The organism is Mucilaginibacter sp. OAE612 (genome assembly GCF_041806395.1).
GTDB lineage: Bacteria > Bacteroidota > Bacteroidia > Sphingobacteriales > Sphingobacteriaceae > Mucilaginibacter > Mucilaginibacter rubeus.
The window spans coordinates 2239578-2255952 of sequence record NZ_JBGMUW010000001.1; the positions used below are offsets into that span (position 1 = coordinate 2239578).

General features: G+C 46.2%; 15 protein-coding genes. 6 read left to right on the forward strand and 9 right to left on the reverse strand.

Annotation, left to right across the window (positions count from 1 at the left end; translation table 11 throughout):
• The 5 genes from ABID99_RS09385 (at position 1) to ABID99_RS09405 (ending at position 4930) form a co-directional block, all read left to right on the forward strand.
• Positions 1-1215 (forward strand): PEP-utilizing enzyme, encoded by a 1215-nt coding sequence (locus ABID99_RS09385; RefSeq protein ID WP_373613535.1) that lies wholly within the window; start codon positions 1-3, stop codon positions 1213-1215.
• A gap of 162 nt (positions 1216-1377) precedes the next feature.
• Positions 1378-2769, forward strand: coding sequence for an MATE family efflux transporter (locus tag ABID99_RS09390; RefSeq protein ID WP_176627221.1), 1392 nt, complete (start codon positions 1378-1380; stop codon positions 2767-2769).
• 45 nt (positions 2770-2814) lie between these two features.
• Positions 2815-3189 (forward strand): DoxX family membrane protein, encoded by a 375-nt coding sequence (locus ABID99_RS09395; RefSeq protein ID WP_090526117.1) that lies wholly within the window; start codon positions 2815-2817, stop codon positions 3187-3189.
• A gap of 116 nt (positions 3190-3305) precedes the next feature.
• On the forward strand, positions 3306-3539 hold the full coding sequence (locus tag ABID99_RS09400; protein WP_176627219.1) for a hypothetical protein: 234 nt from the start codon (positions 3306-3308) through the stop codon (positions 3537-3539).
• Between the two features lie 302 nt (positions 3540-3841).
• Complete coding sequence (locus ABID99_RS09405; RefSeq protein WP_373613536.1) at positions 3842-4930, forward strand: MBL fold metallo-hydrolase; 1089 nt, start codon at positions 3842-3844, stop codon at positions 4928-4930.
• A 101-nt stretch (positions 4931-5031) separates the two neighbouring features.
• On the opposite strand, the gene ABID99_RS09410 is transcribed toward ABID99_RS09405, so the two are convergent.
• The 7 genes from ABID99_RS09410 to ABID99_RS09440 are packed head-to-tail and all read right to left on the reverse strand — an operon-like array spanning position 5032 to position 11994.
• Entirely contained in the window at positions 5032-6384 is a 1353-nt protein-coding gene (locus tag ABID99_RS09410; protein ID WP_176627215.1) for an alkaline phosphatase family protein, read from the reverse strand.
• A 13-nt stretch (positions 6385-6397) separates the two neighbouring features.
• The gene (gene eboE / locus ABID99_RS09415; RefSeq protein WP_373613537.1) at positions 6398-7609 is read right to left on the reverse strand and encodes a metabolite traffic protein EboE; all 1212 of its coding nucleotides are present in this window, start codon (positions 7607-7609) and stop codon (positions 6398-6400) included.
• Positions 7610-7630: 21 nt separating this feature from the next.
• The gene (locus ABID99_RS09420; RefSeq protein ID WP_176627211.1) at positions 7631-8803 is read right to left on the reverse strand and encodes a 3-dehydroquinate synthase; all 1173 of its coding nucleotides are present in this window, start codon (positions 8801-8803) and stop codon (positions 7631-7633) included.
• A gap of 30 nt (positions 8804-8833) precedes the next feature.
• Positions 8834-9718: a UbiA-like protein EboC gene (eboC, locus tag ABID99_RS09425; protein ID WP_255485360.1), complete on the reverse strand. Its 885-nt coding sequence runs from the start codon at positions 9716-9718 to the stop codon at positions 8834-8836.
• A gap of 8 nt (positions 9719-9726) precedes the next feature.
• Positions 9727-10713, reverse strand: a complete 987-nt coding sequence (locus ABID99_RS09430) for a TatD family hydrolase (protein ID WP_112653741.1) — start codon at positions 10711-10713, stop codon at positions 9727-9729.
• Between the two features lie 9 nt (positions 10714-10722).
• Positions 10723-11595, reverse strand: coding sequence for an EboA domain-containing protein (locus ABID99_RS09435; protein WP_354483505.1), 873 nt, complete (start codon positions 11593-11595; stop codon positions 10723-10725).
• 36 nt (positions 11596-11631) lie between these two features.
• Positions 11632-11994 (reverse strand): transmembrane 220 family protein, encoded by a 363-nt coding sequence (locus ABID99_RS09440; protein WP_354483503.1) that lies wholly within the window; start codon positions 11992-11994, stop codon positions 11632-11634.
• 355 nt (positions 11995-12349) lie between these two features.
• On the opposite strand from ABID99_RS09440, the gene ABID99_RS09445 reads away from it, so the two are divergent.
• Positions 12350-13735: an alpha-L-fucosidase gene (locus ABID99_RS09445; RefSeq protein ID WP_373613538.1), complete on the forward strand. Its 1386-nt coding sequence runs from the start codon at positions 12350-12352 to the stop codon at positions 13733-13735.
• Positions 13736-13822: 87 nt separating this feature from the next.
• Here ABID99_RS09445 and ABID99_RS09450 read toward each other — a convergent pair whose 3' ends face one another.
• Complete coding sequence (locus ABID99_RS09450) at positions 13823-15349, reverse strand: gluconokinase (protein WP_090526107.1); 1527 nt, start codon at positions 15347-15349, stop codon at positions 13823-13825.
• Positions 15350-15373: 24 nt separating this feature from the next.
• Entirely contained in the window at positions 15374-16240 is an 867-nt protein-coding gene (locus ABID99_RS09455; RefSeq protein WP_090526106.1) for an AraC family transcriptional regulator, read from the reverse strand.
• Between the last annotated feature and the right edge of the window lie 135 nt (positions 16241-16375).

Genomic DNA, 16375 nt, shown 5'->3' on the forward strand with positions numbered 1-16375 from the left:
ATGCAGCAACGGAGGCAGCTGTCTTTAGAAAAGAAAAATCTGAACGTGATCATGGCGGCCATCCATGCATCGGCCTGGATCAATGACAAGATGAAAGAGTGGCTTGGTGAAATCAACGCAGCAGATGTTCTGTCGCTTTCTGTTCCAAACAACATTACCTCAGAAATGGGCCTTGAACTTTTGGACCTGGCGGATGTGATTCGTCCCTATCCGGAGGTCATCGCCTATCTGCAAGGGGCAAAACAGAATAATTTATTGAATGGGTTATGCCAGTTGGAGGGCGGATCGCAAGTACACGACGCTTTCATTGCTTATCTTAACAAATATGGCATGCGTTGCGCCGGCGAGATCGATATTACCCGTACACGATGGAGGGAAAATCCAGCTGCGCTGGTTCCGATAATCTTGAGCAATATCAAAAACCTTAAACCGGGAGAGAGTACCCGAAGATTTGAGCAGGGGAAGCAGGCAGCCTTAGAAAAAGAACAAGACTTAATGTTGCGCCTGAAACAATTGCACGATGGTGAAGAAAAAACCCGGGAAACGAAGCAGATGATTGACCTGTTGCGGAATTTTATCGGCTACCGCGAATATCCGAAATACGATATCGTGAGCAGGTACTTTATCTACAAGCAGACTTTGCTTCAGGAAGCCGAACGCCTCGTAAAAGCCGGTGTGCTTCATGATGAAAAAGATAGCTATTATCTTTATTTTGAAGAGTTGCAGGAGGCGGTGCGTACCGGAAAAGTAGATTACCAGCTTATTGACCAGCGCAAAACGGATTATCAATTTTATGAAAAGCTGACACCGCCACGAGTTATTACTTCTGAAGGTGAAGCGATAATCGGTCATTACAGCCGTGAAAATATCCCGGCAGGGGCCCTGGCCGGTCTCGCCGTTTCTTCCGGCATAGTTGAAGGGCGCGCACGCATGGTGCTAAACGTAGAAGGTGCTGATCTGGAAGATGGCGATATCTTGGTTACAACCTTTACCGACCCAAGCTGGACCCCTTTATTCTTAGCCATCAAGGGCCTGGTTACAGAAGTTGGCGGACTAATGACACATGGCGCTGTAATAGCCCGTGAATACGGTTTGCCTGCGGTTGTTGGCGTGGAAAACGCAACCAAACTAATTAAAGATGGTCAACGCATTCGTGTGCATGGAACCGCAGGGTACGTGGAGATTATGAGCGAAGTGGATGCATTGTGGAAATAATCTTGTCGCGAATTACCCCCGGGATTGTCGCTTTTGCACACTGCGAAACAACGGCGTGCGTCCCATCTTTGTATCGTTGATTAAGTTTATGATCAATCAGGATCGTGTTACGAAAACAACAAAGTAAACCGGCAATCGTACAAAATTTTTAAATAAGCAACGATGAGTACATTACAGATCACAAGCTCAAAGCTTTGGAACGCCATTAAGCTTTCTCTTAATGGCGAGCAGCAGGATTATACGCAAGGCAGTATTCCGAAAGCCATCTTTTTACTGGCTATCCCAATGATCCTGGAATTAAGCCTGGAAAGCGTTTTTGCGGTGGTAGATATGTTCTTTGTAGGCAAACTTGGGCAAAACGCTATAGCCACGGTAGGTTTAACGGAGTCGGTGATCACCATTGTCTATTCCATCGCTATTGGTTTAAGCACCGCGGCAACGGCAATCGTAGCACGAAGGATTGGTGAAAAGAAACCGGAAGCCGCTGCGCATGCAGGAGCCCAGGCGCTGGTAATCTGCCTGATCACAACTATAATAGTAAGTATGGCTGGTGTTTTATATTCACCTGAGATCTTAAAGTTAATGGGAGCAAGCGAAGAAGTGGTGAGGGACGGAGCTATTTTTACCCGGATCATGCTGGGCAGCAGCCTTATTATTATCCTGTTGTTTCTGATCAACGGAATTTTTCGCGGCGCGGGTGACGCCGCCATGGCGATGAAGAGCCTTTGGATTGCAAGCATTATAAACATTATTCTCTGCCCGGTTTTCATTCACTTTTTTGGGTTGAAGGGCGCTGCTATGGCCACCGTAATTGGAAGGAGTTGCGGGGTGACCTTCCAGGTATATCACCTGTTTAAAGGCAGCGGCATTCTGAAGTTTCGCAGTGCTCACTTTAATTGGGATCCGGCTGTGGTAAAAACCATCATCGCTGTGGCCTGGCCGGCAACCTTTCAATTTATCATTGCAAGCGGCAGTTGGATCATCTTGACGCGGTTGGTTGCTGAAACCGGCGGTACAGCAGCTTCAGCCGGCTACCAGATCGCTTTTCGGAATTTTGTTTTCTTTATTTTACCATGCTGGGGGTTAAGTAATGCTGCTGCGACCCTGGTAGGGCAAAATTTAGGTGCAGGTCATGTTGAAAGGGCGGCTCAAAGTGTGTTGCTTACGGCGCGATATAATGCTGTATTGATGAGTTTCGTCATGCTGCTGTTCCTGTTCTTTGCCCGTCCCATCATCAGCATATTTACAACCGAACCCGTTATTTTGAACTTTGGCAGTACGGCGCTCCGGATCATCGGTTCGGGATTTATTTTTTATGCTATAGCCATGGTCATGAGCCAGGCCTTAAACGGGGCCGGTGACACCAAAACGCCTACATGGATCAATTTTGGGTGCTTCTGGCTTTTTCAGGTGCCTTTAGCTTACTTACTCGCAAAAGGCTTAGGATGGCATTCGGCAGGCGCCATCGCAGCGGTGCCCGCGGCGGAGGCGCTTTTAGCCCTGGTTTCCTGGTATTACTTTAAAAAAGGGAACTGGAAAAAGGTGAAAGTGTAAGGCCGTCCATATTGAATTACTAAAAAACAATTAAACCACATAAAAATGAAAAACAAAATCCTATTCATTGCATGCCTGTTATTCGGGCTGATGTTTATCAATGCAGGCCTGAACAAGTTTTTAAATTACATGCCTGTACCAAAAGATATGCCGCCAAATGCTATGGCCATGTTTGGCGCCATTATGCAGATCAAATGGCTGATGCCACTTATCGGCATCGCCGAAATTATTGGAGGGATACTGGTGATTATTCCCCGTTTCAGGGCTTTAGGCGCGGTGATCATTTTTCCAGTTATGGTTGGCATATTGTTAACTGTTATTTCTTTATCTTCGGGAATACCGATGGTGCTTGTGCTTTGGGCGGTGCTCATCTGGGTGCTATTTGAAAACAGGGAGAAATATTTTCACATGATCCGGTAGCGGATGGCATAGTCTGGCTATTCCGCAACTAAATAATAACCGTCCGGTGAATTGGAAATTACAAATGATTATAGGCAAGTCGTGTTACGTATTTGAGAGACTTTATTAAAAATCACATGAAACTTTTTGAAAAGGAAACGGGCAAAACAAACTGTGTCGGGGTAACCGGAGCTTCTGCAACCGGGGCATCAGCAATTGCTGTGTTAGCATTGGGATCTATGGCTATTGGCGCGATTGCTATAGGCGCATTGGTGATTAGCCGAATCATGGTTAAAAAAGCTGTAATCAGAAACCTCCATGTCGGTAATCTCAGCGTAGATAACCTTGTAATTAAAAATCGCGAATATTAGCACGTCCCTGGGGGATCCGGTTACGTTGAATTGAGGTGGAGTAAAGTGTTATCAGAGTTGTTTCTGAGTCTGCCCTTGTTCCCACGATAATTTCGTCTCGCCGTCGATAGCCAACAATATCGTTCTCGGACACTGGCCGGCTTGCGTCGGAAACTCACCTGCCTTAAAATTCGTCTTTTGTTATGTTTTGAAATAAATTCAGAACGGCCGGCTCAAATTGCGGGAATATGGCAGCCGGGAAGACAGATTACGCATTTATAAAATAAATGTTGTTTTTTAACGTTACATTCATCATTTAGTGCATGAAAAGAGCGTGTTTGGGAATTGTGTTGGCTGCACTGTTATTATTGACGGTCGGTGGTTGCGGCGTAGTTAAATCTCTGGGTAAAAATCCGGATGGCGAAGAACTTACCCGGTTGGATTCTTTACCAAATTATAAAAATGGAGCTTTTATAAATTTGGCTGAACTTTCCGATTCGACGGTCAAACGTAAATTTCTTTTTTTGAGCAGACGTCCTGAAACCATCAGGCCATCTCATGCACTTCCGTGGATTAAAACCGATCTGAATTCATTAGCTGCTCCTGCACCTACGATCGTTTGGTTTGGACATTCATCTTTACTTATAAAAAGCGAGCAGTTTAATATGCTCATTGATCCGGTTTTTAGCAATCATGCCGGACCGGTGCCCGGATTGATTACCGCATTCCCGGGTACAAAGCATTATCACGCCGATGATATGCCTCAAATAGATGCGCTGATCATTTCTCATGATCACTACGATCATCTGGATTATCGAACTTTGAAAAAATTAAAAGATCGTATTAAAATGGCTATCGTGCCGATGGGAGTAGGCGCTGATCTGGTATACTGGGGGTTTGACCCTAAAAAGATCATCGAACTTAATTGGAACCAATCGATTACGTTGTCCGGTGGTATTCGGATTACCGCCACCCCAGCCCAACATCGCAGCAATCGTACGTATAAGAATGAGAATAAAACATTATGGGCCTCTTACGTTTTTCAGATTGGCAGTTATAGGCTGTTTTACAGTGGCGATAGCGGGTACGGGCCGCATTTTAAACAAATAGGCCAGCAATTCGGGCCATTTGATCTGGCGTTTTTGGAATGCGGACAGTATAGCCCCAATTGGCCATGGACGCACCTGTGGTTAGGGCAACCCGCACAGGCTGCTGCTGACCTGCATGCCCGTTTGTTACAGCCTATTCACTGGGCTAAGTTTATTGAAGCTAACCAGCCCTGGAACGAACCGATAAAAAGGCTTGTGCCTGCAGCAAAGGAGTTGGGTGTCGAACTAAACGTTCCGCGTATTGGGGAGCCTTACACTTTAGGCAGCCCCCTCAAACAGGTTGCGTGGTGGAATTTTGAATAACTGCTTTTGTAATATTGAACAGTTAATAAAAAGGACCATATCGGATGGCAGGATAATCATTTGAACAACCGGCAATCAGTATACAAGGCCAGCTTAGCTAATCAATTTTTCAGGTGCCTCCAGATGATATCATGAATGTCGGTCGCTATCAGGTCCTGTTTTTCCAATGGGTTATCGGTAATGATCACCGGCTGATATTCTGACGGTACATCCACCCGGCCATGAGAGCCTTTAATCAGGGCGGCATCCAGGGGAATGACATCCATCACATACCTGAAACCAGCCTTTTTGCGCAGCAACTTGTAGCCGGCGCGGAGCTTTGAGCTCATAAACATCTCAACAGGATCATAACCCGGTTTTTTATGGATGTCAACTACGCGCGCGTAATCCGGGGCAAGCGCGTCATCCAGCCAAAAGTAATAAGTGAACCAACTTCTTTCATCAGCGATCAGGACCAGGTCGCCGGCCCGGGGATGGTCGATGTGATATGCGGCCTGCTCTTCCCGGGTAAGCACCCGTTCAACACCAGGCACGGCTTCAAGCAGCGCTTTGACTTTTGCCGTTACGCTCGCATCGTTGATGTAGACATGTGCCAGTTGGTGATCAGCTACCGCAAAGGCTTTGGAAGCACCCGGATCAAGTATCTCCAGTCCACGTTCAATCCTGATGCCTAACAAGCCGTTTTGCCTCAATACCCGGTTTAAATGAACCGGGCGGTCCACCGGGGAGATACCATATTCGGAAAGGATGATGATCTCGGCATTTTTTTTCTTGTAAAACGAAACCAGATCTTCGATAATTTTATCAATATCATTCAGGTCCTTGGCAATAACCGGTAAATCCGGACCAAATTTTTGCAGGCAATAGTCCAGATGCGGCAGGTATATCAGCGTTAGCGTCGGGTCATGCAACGTATCTGTTTCTATTGCAGCGTCAGCTATCCAACGGCTTGATTTGATATTGGCGCCGGGCCCCCAAAACTGAAAAAGCGGAAACTGCCCCAACTTCGCCTGAAGGTGGTCACGCAGATCGGCAGGCTCCGAGTAACAATCCGGTATTTTTCGTCCGTCGGCAAGGTAGTTTGGCCTGGGTGTCACGGAGTAATCCGCAGAGGAGTACATATTGTACCACCAAAACATTATCGAGCTCGTGAAAGATGGATCTTCGCTCTTGGCCTTTTCCCATATTTTCTGTCCCTCCACAAGTTTGTTTGACTGCTTCCAGAATTTTACTTCACAATCCGCGCGGTCATACCACCCATTACCTACAATGCCATTGTCAACAGGAAATTTACCGGTGACGTAGGCGGACTGCATGGCGGTGGTAACAGCAGGTAATACAGGTGTTATATGCGTCAGATGTCTGTCTTTGGTATAAGATTTAAGAAATGGCGTATGCTCGCCGATCAGAGACGTGGATAAACCTACTACATCGATAACTACCGTTTTATTCATATTAGTTTCTTTCTTATGATATCTGCGCTTTAACCCAATCCAATTCCCGGATGATCGATTGCGTTAGGGGGGCCTTCAGCTCATCCGGCAATACACTCCAGGTATATGTTTCCACCTCCAGGTGTTGTGTAAAAGCAGCGTTCCTGAACTTGTTGAGCACCCTGATAATATCGTTTTGTGTTGATTGCACCACACCCATATCCTCCACAAAAACAGGTACATGGAAATGCGCACGCCATTCATTGACTACCGGGTTCCGGCTATCTGCCAGGGCTTCCGGTAAATCGGGATAGCGGATCAATTCTCCATTTGCAGTTTTCGCGATCACCTGGTGCAAATAGGTTGGCTCGTTGAATCTGGCAAGCGCGTCGGTCACCTCGTCCCTCATTGCCAAATCCACCGGAAGATGGGCCTTCAAGGCAGCACTGATTTGTATCTTGCCTACCTGGATACCTTTCGCGGCCAGTTCATCAATGACGCGCTCATGTTCTTCATAGCCGATAGCAAAATGGCAAACATCATAGCATAGGTTAATATGTTGTTTTACAACTGCTTCTGCATCAGCCGGAGACAGGCCAAACTGTTCTCCCAGCACTAAAATACCCCGCGGCAGCAGGTCGTTTTCAAACCAATCTATAAACTCCCGGCCTGATTCCAGGAAGCCATCCGGCTCGGGTTCGATATCCAGGTGCATCAGGATTCCAGTCGAACTGTATTTTTCAAAAAGTGCGGCCGCCACCGTTAAAATATTCTCCGTGGCGATCGCCCTTGCAGTGTTCCGGGCTTCACCGGCCGCATGCCATGGCTTATAGCTTAAGGGTGAGGTTGAAATTCCTCCCTGCAAACCTTCAGGAAGTAATTCGGCCAATATATGAAACAGGCGTAAGGTATAATCCACGCGCTCAACTGTTGTCCAATCCGGCGCATGCACTTCGTCCTTGACCACGGTGTTGTGGAAACCGCCATAGGGGAAACCGTTCATCGTGAAAACATAAGCATCATGATCAAACAGCCATTGTTTGAACTCCGCTAAGTTATCTTCCTCTGCCAGCAAACCCAGGCTCGCCATATTAGAAAGGCGCAGGCCAATACCCATTTGTTCCTTCCCTGCAAGGGCCGCCCTGATTGCCGGGAAATGGTTTTTCAGGGCTCCGAAAGTTTCCGGCCAGTTCTCCGCGGGATGGATATTGGTACAATAGGTCAGGTGCGCTACATTTATTTTCATGAGGGCAGATGTTTATATTGTTTAAATTTGCGTTTGCTGAAGTTCGAATTGCCGGTTGTATAGTTCAATACTCGCTTGTTTCAAAAGCTCGGTATCAATTTCATGCACCTCGGCACCTTCGCCAATAGCATTGAGTAACGTAATAGTGAGCTCTCCGCCCAAATGCTCGCGAAACTCCTCCATGCCCTGCAATAATGGGCTGTCATCTCTGCTGATCTTTAAGAGCCCATGGCTGATTTCAAAACCTAAGTTTTGGATCAGGCTTACCACGCGCTCACTGTGCGCAGCGGTTAAACGGCCGCAAAGGCAGGAATAAACCGTATCCAGGGCTATCCCCATGGCTACCGCTTCACCATGTCGAACGTCGAAGCCGCTGAGATATTCCAGTTTGTGCGCGCTCCAATGCCCGAAATCCAAAGGGCGTGATGAGCCGCTTTCAAAGGGGTCGGCGCCGGCAATGTGCTGCATGTGCAGCTGCGCGCAGCGCCAAATCAGGTAATTCATTGCTGTCGCGTCGCGGCTCACGAGGGCGGGTGCGTTCTGTTCTATCCAGTTGAAAAAAACAGGGTCTTTGATTAGGGCAACTTTGATAGCTTCGGATATTCCGGAACGCCAGTCTCGGTCGGTCAGCGTGGTCAAAAACTGGTCATCATTAAAAACAGCGGCAGGGGGTGCGAATGTGCCCAGGAAATTCTTTTTCCCAAAATAATTGATGCTGTTCTTCACCCCGATCCCTGAATCGTTCTGAGACAGCACAGTTGTTGGTATGCGGATAAGCTTTACTCCCCGGTGGGCTACTGCAGCAGCATAACCTGCCATATCCAATACGGCCCCGCCACCAATTGCTGCGATGTATGAATGCCGGTCTATACCGTAATTATTTACCGCTTCGAGGATCATATCAAAATAGCGTTCATCATTCTTTACGTACTCGCCGCCGGGTATCAGCAAGATCTCGGGCACCAGATGAACAGCAGTATGCGCCTGAAAATAAGAACTGATATCAGAGCATAAATGCTCGTGGGCGTCGGCCACCCCCTGATCCACCACAAAAAGAATCTTCCTTAACGCGCCTGAAGTAGCAGCGTTTGTCAGAAAATCGTTCAGAAGGGGATTGTCCTTTGCGAATAAAGCCGAAGTAAAAAAGACGTTATAACTATATTTTACGCTGAAGTTCTGTTGCAAATGTTCCATCGGAGGAAGATCTATTGTTATTGAAATTAATTAGGTGACTGCAAAGGTTTTCGACAGCCACATGGAGAGCGGTAAGAGGCAGGCGATCATCAGGGCGAATGTGAGTGAGCTGAATGTGGCAGACCAGGAAGCGTCCATCAATATCAGGGAGATCACCCCGGCCTTTACGGCATTACCAATATTTTTGCCGATAGGCTCTCTTATAGCTCTGAGCAACGGTTTGAATATCATCCAGGTAAAGGGTAAGATGAAAAGCAGTGACCATAGCAGCCGGTTATTAACGTACGAAAAGTAGCTGATAAAGGCGATGACCGCGGCGTACAAAAATGCCGCTATATACAAGTTGTTCCTTTTGCCCCCATGAACTTCGCCACGACTGGTCAGGGTGATCGAGAATATGTAAATCACAGGCACCAATGCTAACATTGACCAATGGTTGAGCGCATCCGGTATGATGCTGACTCCGAGCAACAGGTTTAATCCCCGGCACATCCCCATATTAAGCGGCCCGAAAAAGGGATGATGTTTGCCCAACTTGTCGTAGAGCAGCGCGCAGAGCGCAATAGCTGCCGCGAGTATACCAGATGCCGCCGAAACGAGAAATGCCAATAAAATGCCTGCGCTTAACAACAACGTGCCGAGCACTGAAGCTTCCGGTAAACTAACCTTGCCTGAGGGGATAGCTCTTTCAGGCCGTTCAATCTTATCAGTCTCCACATCGAAAATATCGTTAAAAACAATACCGCCGCCGTAAAGACAAGCTGTGGAAAGGCAAAGCAGGAGAGCCATTGGCCAGGCTCTTTCCACTAAACTACCTGGGGCACTGGCAATAGCGATCCCCGCCAGAATATCTGCGACCGAAGTAACAATATTGGCGGGCCGCATGAGCTGAAGATAAATGTACAGTTTCCTCAAGATCACGATTAGCTAATGATGATGGATGATTTATCGATTCTCGGTTGCTGGCCGCCTCGCAATATACTGTTACCTTCAAATTTTACGCTTTGATCAACGTTCCTCACCGTGGCGAAATCAGTTTCATCGAGCTGTCCGCTTTGAGCAAAAGCGGTAATTGCGTTACCGTAGGTGATCAATTGGATATCTTTGTCACTGATACCGCGTATTTTCATTAGTGCAGCGGTTTTCGGCACAGCCAGGGGATCGCTGATGCCCCAATCAGCAGCCGAATTGACCATGATCCGCTCCGGGCCATATTGTCTGGCGATTTCAACCATGCGCTCATTACCCATTTTGGTGAAGGGATAAATCGTGAATGCAGCCCAAAAACCCCGGTCAAGGACCTCTTTAACGGTCTCCTCGTTGTTATGATCAATGATGACCTTATAAGGATCAATGCCATGTTCTATCGCGATGTCCATACTACGGCGTGTGCCGTTTTTCTTGTCGCGGTGCGGCGTGTGGACCTGTACCGGCAGGCCGGCTTCCCTGGCCAGTTCCAGTTGCAAGCGGTAATATTTTTCTTCAGCCGCTGTTTGATCGTCGAAACCTATTTCACCGATACCCACAACTCCCTCTTTATAAGCAAACAGCGGAAGTATTTCCATCACTTGTTCTGCAAGGCTTTCATTGTTTGCCTCGCGGGAGTTAAGCCCTATGGTGCAATAATGTTTAATGCCAAACTGCGATGAGCGGAATCTTTCCCAGCCAACCAGGCTGCTGTAATAATCGCGAAAGCTGTCAATGCCCGTCCGGGGCTGTCCCAGCCAGAAAGCCGGTTCTATCAGCCCAACCACGCCCGCATCAGCCATAGCCTGGTAGTCATCAGTTGTACGGGATGTCATATGTACATGCGGGTCAAAAAAACGCATACCTTTTACGGCGGTTATGTCAAATGACTCTGGTTTTTCGCCAGGTATTTGCTCTCTGTTTTCAAAATTGCTGCAACACATATCCCAAAATTAATTTTTTGTATCGTTAATAAATTCGTTCCAACTCGTTTTTCTGCCCGCCGCCATCTTTAAATGATCAACTTTCAACAATTCTTTTGCTGGCTGAAAGCTGCTTTCGGCAATAGCTAATGCCACCGCTTCCCTTTCAAGTTCGCTTACACCCGGTAATCCTTCCTTGATGTCCTGCAGTATCGTGTCATCCATAAAGCGACTTACTAATCGCCAAAGCATAGGATCTGTACTTCGGCCGGCTGACCAGCGCTCTCGCGCGTAATCAATCAATGTATGTGCAAGGCTGGCATTGGCACGCTGGTCCAATCCCGTGATCAGTTCCAGCTTTTTTTCGGTGAAAAGTGCCTTTAGCACCATTTGGTTCCAGGCCGGCTCAGGCAGGTTTTCCGCAGGGTAAGGGTTGCGATACATGATCGCTTCGAGCACAACGCCCAGATTACTGCGGTTACCTTCCGTACAGCGTTGTACCCATATCGGGGCGTAAGCAAGCAGAGGCAAAGCCGAATATAAAGCCACCAATTCGTTCATTTCAGCAGCCAAAAATAGGTTTTCGATATTGCGTTGATAACGCTCCTTATCGGTGGTATCAAGCGTTAACAACAGCCATACCCTGGCAAGCCTGTCAACCGACCATCCTGCGATCGAAAAATCTTTACGGATAGCCGATAAATCAGCTTCATTTTCAGGACCGGCATTGACCGGCGCTTTTCCCGTCTTACGCGGCAAGGCGGCGAAGGCAGTGTTAAATGCTGCGGCAGATGCAGCATGGACTCCCTGGGCCAGCAGCCAGTCTTTGGCATCTGGGCTCACATGTCTTGCAATAAGATCTGTAAGCAGAGGCTTAAATTTTTCTATATCATAAGTGAACATATCTTCAAATCATCAGGGTTGACCGAGCCATGTTGCTCAGGCTGCGATATAATTGATGAGCAATGCGCCGGCAATGATCAGCAGGCCAAAGAACTCCCTCGTTTTTTCTATATAAGGCTTGTCTGCCTGCATCGTTTCTACCAAACTTGGCCTGTTATATTTCGTTATCCAGTCGCGTACACCATCTTTAGAAAAATAAATGGTGCCTGCGTGAACAAGGTATATCGCGATCAGGCATAGATACAACCTCGGATAAACCTGGTGAAAAACTACCAGGCCGCAACATACAGCCGCGCTAAGGTATATTGGTACCCAAAGCCACGGATCGACATCGTTCAGGTTAAGGTAAGCGAAGACCAGGAAAGAGAGACAGAAAATGATATTTATAATAGTAATCATATTGAACAGATCGGAGCCAGGCAAATTAATAAATGTAATGTAATCTAAGGCTCATATATCAATATAAATTTTCTTTCGCTTGACAACTTCATTTTCTATTGGAGATGGGCAGTGTTTTTGCATTGTAACCAGGCAAAAACGCTTAGATATCGGAAATGATCAGTTTTTGCAGAGCCGGACACCGGCCGGAGGTCGTTTTTGTATAAAATAAAGTCTGGTTTAGGTAATTCTGCGTCGCCGACTTTAATTAATTTAGCGTGGCGTATGCCTTAATTATTAAACCGTCCTGAAAAACGTCGGGTTTATTATAATGCAAAAGGTTTAAACCATCGCTATTTGCCTGAATTGTTACTGTATGAAAACCCTAATTATGCTTAACCGAAAAACCACGATCAAGGCAGCTTGTTTGCTGCTAACACTATTGAGCCATTCTTTTATGGTAAAGAGCCAGCAAATGAGCGACGCAGAACGAAAATCAATGGAAAAAGGTAAGGTGTACCCTGCATTAAAGGGTGCAGGGCAGGGTGTATCGGGTCCTGGTTCTAACCTTCCGCCCGAAAAGATGCAATGGTGGGAAGATCAGAAATTTGGGATGTTTATACATTGGGGCCTATATGCAATTCCGGCCACGGGTGAATGGACCATGTTCAATCAAAAGATACCGGCAGAGGAATATGCCAGGTTAGCCGATCAGTTTAACCCAAAACATTTTAGCGCCACAGAATGGGCTAAGGTAGCCAAGGAGGCAGGTATGAAATATATGGTAATGGTTAGCCGCCATCATGATGGCTTTGCCCTTTGGAACAGCCCCTCAAGTTACCGGCATTTTGATAGTTGGGAAACTGCCGCTCACCGTGATTTTGTAAAAGAGTATACTGATGCGTGCCGTAAAGCAGGCCTTTATGTAGGCATTTATTATTCTCCTTTGGATTGGCGTTTTCCTGGTTATTTCGACCCTAAGGGGCTTTCCGACAATGCTGCCTTGCTCAAAAAACAAACATATGGGCAGGTAGAGGAGCTAATGAAGAATTACGGCAAAATAGATATTTTGTGGTATGATGGCGGCTGGCTGGCGCATAAAGGTACCGATGCCGACGCTGCCTGGTTTTGGGAACCATTAAAACTTAATGCTGTGGTACGTAGCTACAACCCGGATGTGGTCATTAATCCAAGATCAGGGATGGTGGGAGATTTCCAGACCGACGAAGGTGGCGCGGATGTTAAAGGACCTATTATTCCCTTCCCATGGGAAAAATGCTTGAACCTTAATGAAACCAGTTGGGGATACAATAAGGCTCAGCGATTGATGCCGCTGAAAAAGATTATAAACATGCTTGTTAATACCGTTGACCGCGGTGGAAATATGTTATTAAATGTTGGGCCGGATCCGGACGGTGTTATTCCCCCTGCTCATGTGGATCGCCTGAGACAAGTGGGGCAGTGGTTAGCAAAAAATGGCGAGAGCATATATCAAACGCGTCCGGGACCTTTTCAACCTGTTGATGATTTCTACGGGGCCACAAGTAGAGGTGATAAAATATATATCCACGTGCTGAAAATGCCGGCGGGAGATACTGTCATTAAATTACCGCCTGTTAAACAAACTATTACACATTGCAGGGTACTGCATGGTGAAAAAGTTAAATTTTATCAGGATTCAACGGGTATTAATCTTGACTTAGCCACAGTAAAACTGGATTCACTGGCAACCACTTTGGAGTTAAAAACAAAAATTAACTAACTGTTCAAATATCCTAAAGTTGAGCTAAAACCGGGGCTGTAAAATAAACTGTGTCAATCCCAGCCCGGCCCCGGCCACCTTGTTAATTTATTGACTATACCGTTGTTGCAAATCAGAAATAGCGTCAAATTCATCAGCGACTTTTGTTATCAGGCTTTCGAATACTTTAAAATATTGGGCATACACCTTGTGGTTTTCCGCGTTGGGCAAATAGGTTTGATGCATGGTTACCGTTTTGGAGGCTTCTTCTAAAGAAGGATAAATACCCATCTCGGTCGCGCTTAGCAGGAACGCACCTTTGCCTATGCTGTCCGCATGGTTAAGTGTGCTTACGGGTTTATTAAACAGGTCGGCTATAATTTGAGTGCAAAAGGGTATAGACGCGAAACTGCCGTTGATAGACAGGCTTTCGATATGACGGTGTTTTTCCAGCGTACGGCCAATACTGTACATCTCATATAAGATACCCTCAATGGTGGCCCGTATAAAGTGTTTGCGCTCGTGCCTGATGTTAACGCCAAAATAACACCCCCTTGAATTGGGGTTCCAGATAGGTGCCCGTTCGCCGTGCAAAAAGGGAAGGAAGATCAAACCGCCCGAGCCGACTTCGACACCCGCAGCTTCCTCTATCAGCATTTCCATTGATTGATCGATATCAAAAGCCTCCCGAAAATCACCAAATTGTTTCGCAAACCAATTGAATATCACGCCACCGTTACTTGTAGGCCCTCCGGTGATGATATGCTTATCGGTAAGCAGGTAGTTGAAAATCTGCTGTTTGGGGTCTTCTATTATTTTATCGCCAATGATCCGGAACGCGCCGCTATCTTCAATGGTAATAGTGGCCATACTATTTTCCCAAACGCCCGCGCCCAGTGTAGCCAGGCAACCATCACTTGATCCAATCAGGATTTTAACCGTTGGCGACAGTTTTAAAACCCTTTGATATTCTTTTTTCAGCGTTACCCCCGAATAGAAAACCGGGTGCAGATCCGGAAGCTCCTGTGGTGTTATGCCGGCAAACTCCAACGCAGCCTCATCCCAGGTTAATTTATGAATATTCATCAGGCCTGTTGCAGATGCTATACTGTAATCTATCACACAGTCTCCTGTTAGTTGTTGAATGATATAGCTCTTTATAGGCATAAACTTTTGTGCCTGTTTGAATTTTTCGGGTTCGTGGTTTTTCATCCAGGCAATTTTAATTAACGACGACATCGGGTGGATGGGAGTGCCGGTAGCCTTGTAGATCTCCTCGCCCAGGCTGCTTTGTTTAAGCTCTGCGGCCTCTTTTTTGCCCCGGTTATCAGCCCAGGTAATGGCGTTGCCTAACGGTATGCCATCCTTATCCACTGCCAGTAAACTATGCATAGATGAGCCAAAGCAGATACAGGTTACGGTATATTTTTTAGGGTAGATCTTTTCATTAAGCAGATTTTTCAAAATGTAGAGCATGGTAATAAACATTTGCTCAGGATCCTGTTCGCTATGGTCAGGTTGTTCATGAAAGGTGGGATAATGCCCCTTTGACGAACTGATTAAGTTACCGGAAAGATCAAAGGCGAAGACCCTTACAGCGTCTGTGCCCATTTCTATGATGATGATACAATTCATGATGTATATTGATGATCTGGTGTTTTATTTTTTTCTGAACTCGCTTGGGGTGTACCCGGTAAGTTTTTTAAAGGTTGTGGAAAAATGCTGAGACGAATAAAATCCTGTGCTCAGCGCTATGTCGGTAACATTTACCTCGTTTTTTTTAAGCAGTTTGGTAGCTTCAGTTATCCTGATGTTGATTAAATAATTTAGAGGTGAAAAGCCTGAATAGTTTTTTACTTTTTCCGTGAAGGCGGTAGTCCCCATGCCTGTCAGCGCCGCCATTTCTTCCACCGTCCATTGATGTGCAAGGTTTTGCCGTAATGTTTGCTCCAGCTTCAGGAATGTTTGAGGGAAATCTCTTCTGGAATTGTTTTGCCTGATCAATTGCCGGCTCACCAACACAAAAAGCTCGTCGAGCAGCTGGTTTACACGTGTGTAAAAGCCTACTTCCTCATTTTGTAATTCAAGTTGTAAATTATGCATTAAAACCTGCGCTTCTTTCAGTTTCAAAACAAGCTGTTGCTTATTTACAAGCAAAATCTGGTTGATGGATAGTTTTTCCTTTTTAGTAAGCCCGCTCCATTTACCCAGCAAAATCTTTCCACAATCTTCGGCAGAGATCTTTAACCCAAACAGAGCGCCGATATTTAATATTCCCGTTTCGCCGCCAATGCGTTGCCCGGGCAATACTAAGGCAAAATCGCCCGGGTATAAGGTATGTTGTTGTAAGTCAATCATCCAGCTGAATTTTCCCTCTAAAATATAATACAGGCAAATGCAGTCCGTAACGTTACTGTTAAAGGAGTTGAGTTGGATAGTATTGTTCTTTTTGTGGGTAAACTCCAGAATATGCGGAAAATGCATAAGTTCTTTAGATATGCCCTGCTGAAGTATCAATTGATTCATTCAGTATAATAATTGGTATACGTTGCTGCCGCCTCTGTACTGCAACGGTTATCGGGCATCCAACAGGGGGCGCCCATTGAAAGCAAGTTTACACATTACAAAACTAAAATTTGTATAAAAACCAACGCTGTTTTT

Coding starts and splice junctions, on each gene's coding strand:
- ABID99_RS09385 (WP_373613535.1), top strand. CDS start 1: ATGCAGCAACGGAGGCAGCTGTCTTTAGAAAAGAAAAATCTGAACGTG.
- ABID99_RS09390 (WP_176627221.1), top strand. CDS start 1,378: ATGAGTACATTACAGATCACAAGCTCAAAGCTTTGGAACGCCATTAAG.
- ABID99_RS09395 (WP_090526117.1), top strand. CDS start 2,815: ATGAAAAACAAAATCCTATTCATTGCATGCCTGTTATTCGGGCTGATG.
- ABID99_RS09400 (WP_176627219.1), top strand. CDS start 3,306: ATGAAACTTTTTGAAAAGGAAACGGGCAAAACAAACTGTGTCGGGGTA.
- ABID99_RS09405 (WP_373613536.1), top strand. CDS start 3,842: ATGAAAAGAGCGTGTTTGGGAATTGTGTTGGCTGCACTGTTATTATTG.
- ABID99_RS09410 (WP_176627215.1), bottom strand. CDS start 6,384: ATGAATAAAACGGTAGTTATCGATGTAGTAGGTTTATCCACGTCTCTG.
- eboE (WP_373613537.1), bottom strand. CDS start 7,609: ATGAAAATAAATGTAGCGCACCTGACCTATTGTACCAATATCCATCCC.
- ABID99_RS09420 (WP_176627211.1), bottom strand. CDS start 8,803: ATGGAACATTTGCAACAGAACTTCAGCGTAAAATATAGTTATAACGTC.
- ABID99_RS09430 (WP_112653741.1), bottom strand. CDS start 10,713: ATGTGTTGCAGCAATTTTGAAAACAGAGAGCAAATACCTGGCGAAAAA.
- ABID99_RS09435 (WP_354483505.1), bottom strand. CDS start 11,595: ATGTTCACTTATGATATAGAAAAATTTAAGCCTCTGCTTACAGATCTT.
- ABID99_RS09440 (WP_354483503.1), bottom strand. CDS start 11,994: ATGATTACTATTATAAATATCATTTTCTGTCTCTCTTTCCTGGTCTTC.
- ABID99_RS09445 (WP_373613538.1), top strand. CDS start 12,350: ATGAAAACCCTAATTATGCTTAACCGAAAAACCACGATCAAGGCAGCT.
- ABID99_RS09450 (WP_090526107.1), bottom strand. CDS start 15,349: ATGAATTGTATCATCATCATAGAAATGGGCACAGACGCTGTAAGGGTC.
- ABID99_RS09455 (WP_090526106.1), bottom strand. CDS start 16,240: ATGAATCAATTGATACTTCAGCAGGGCATATCTAAAGAACTTATGCAT.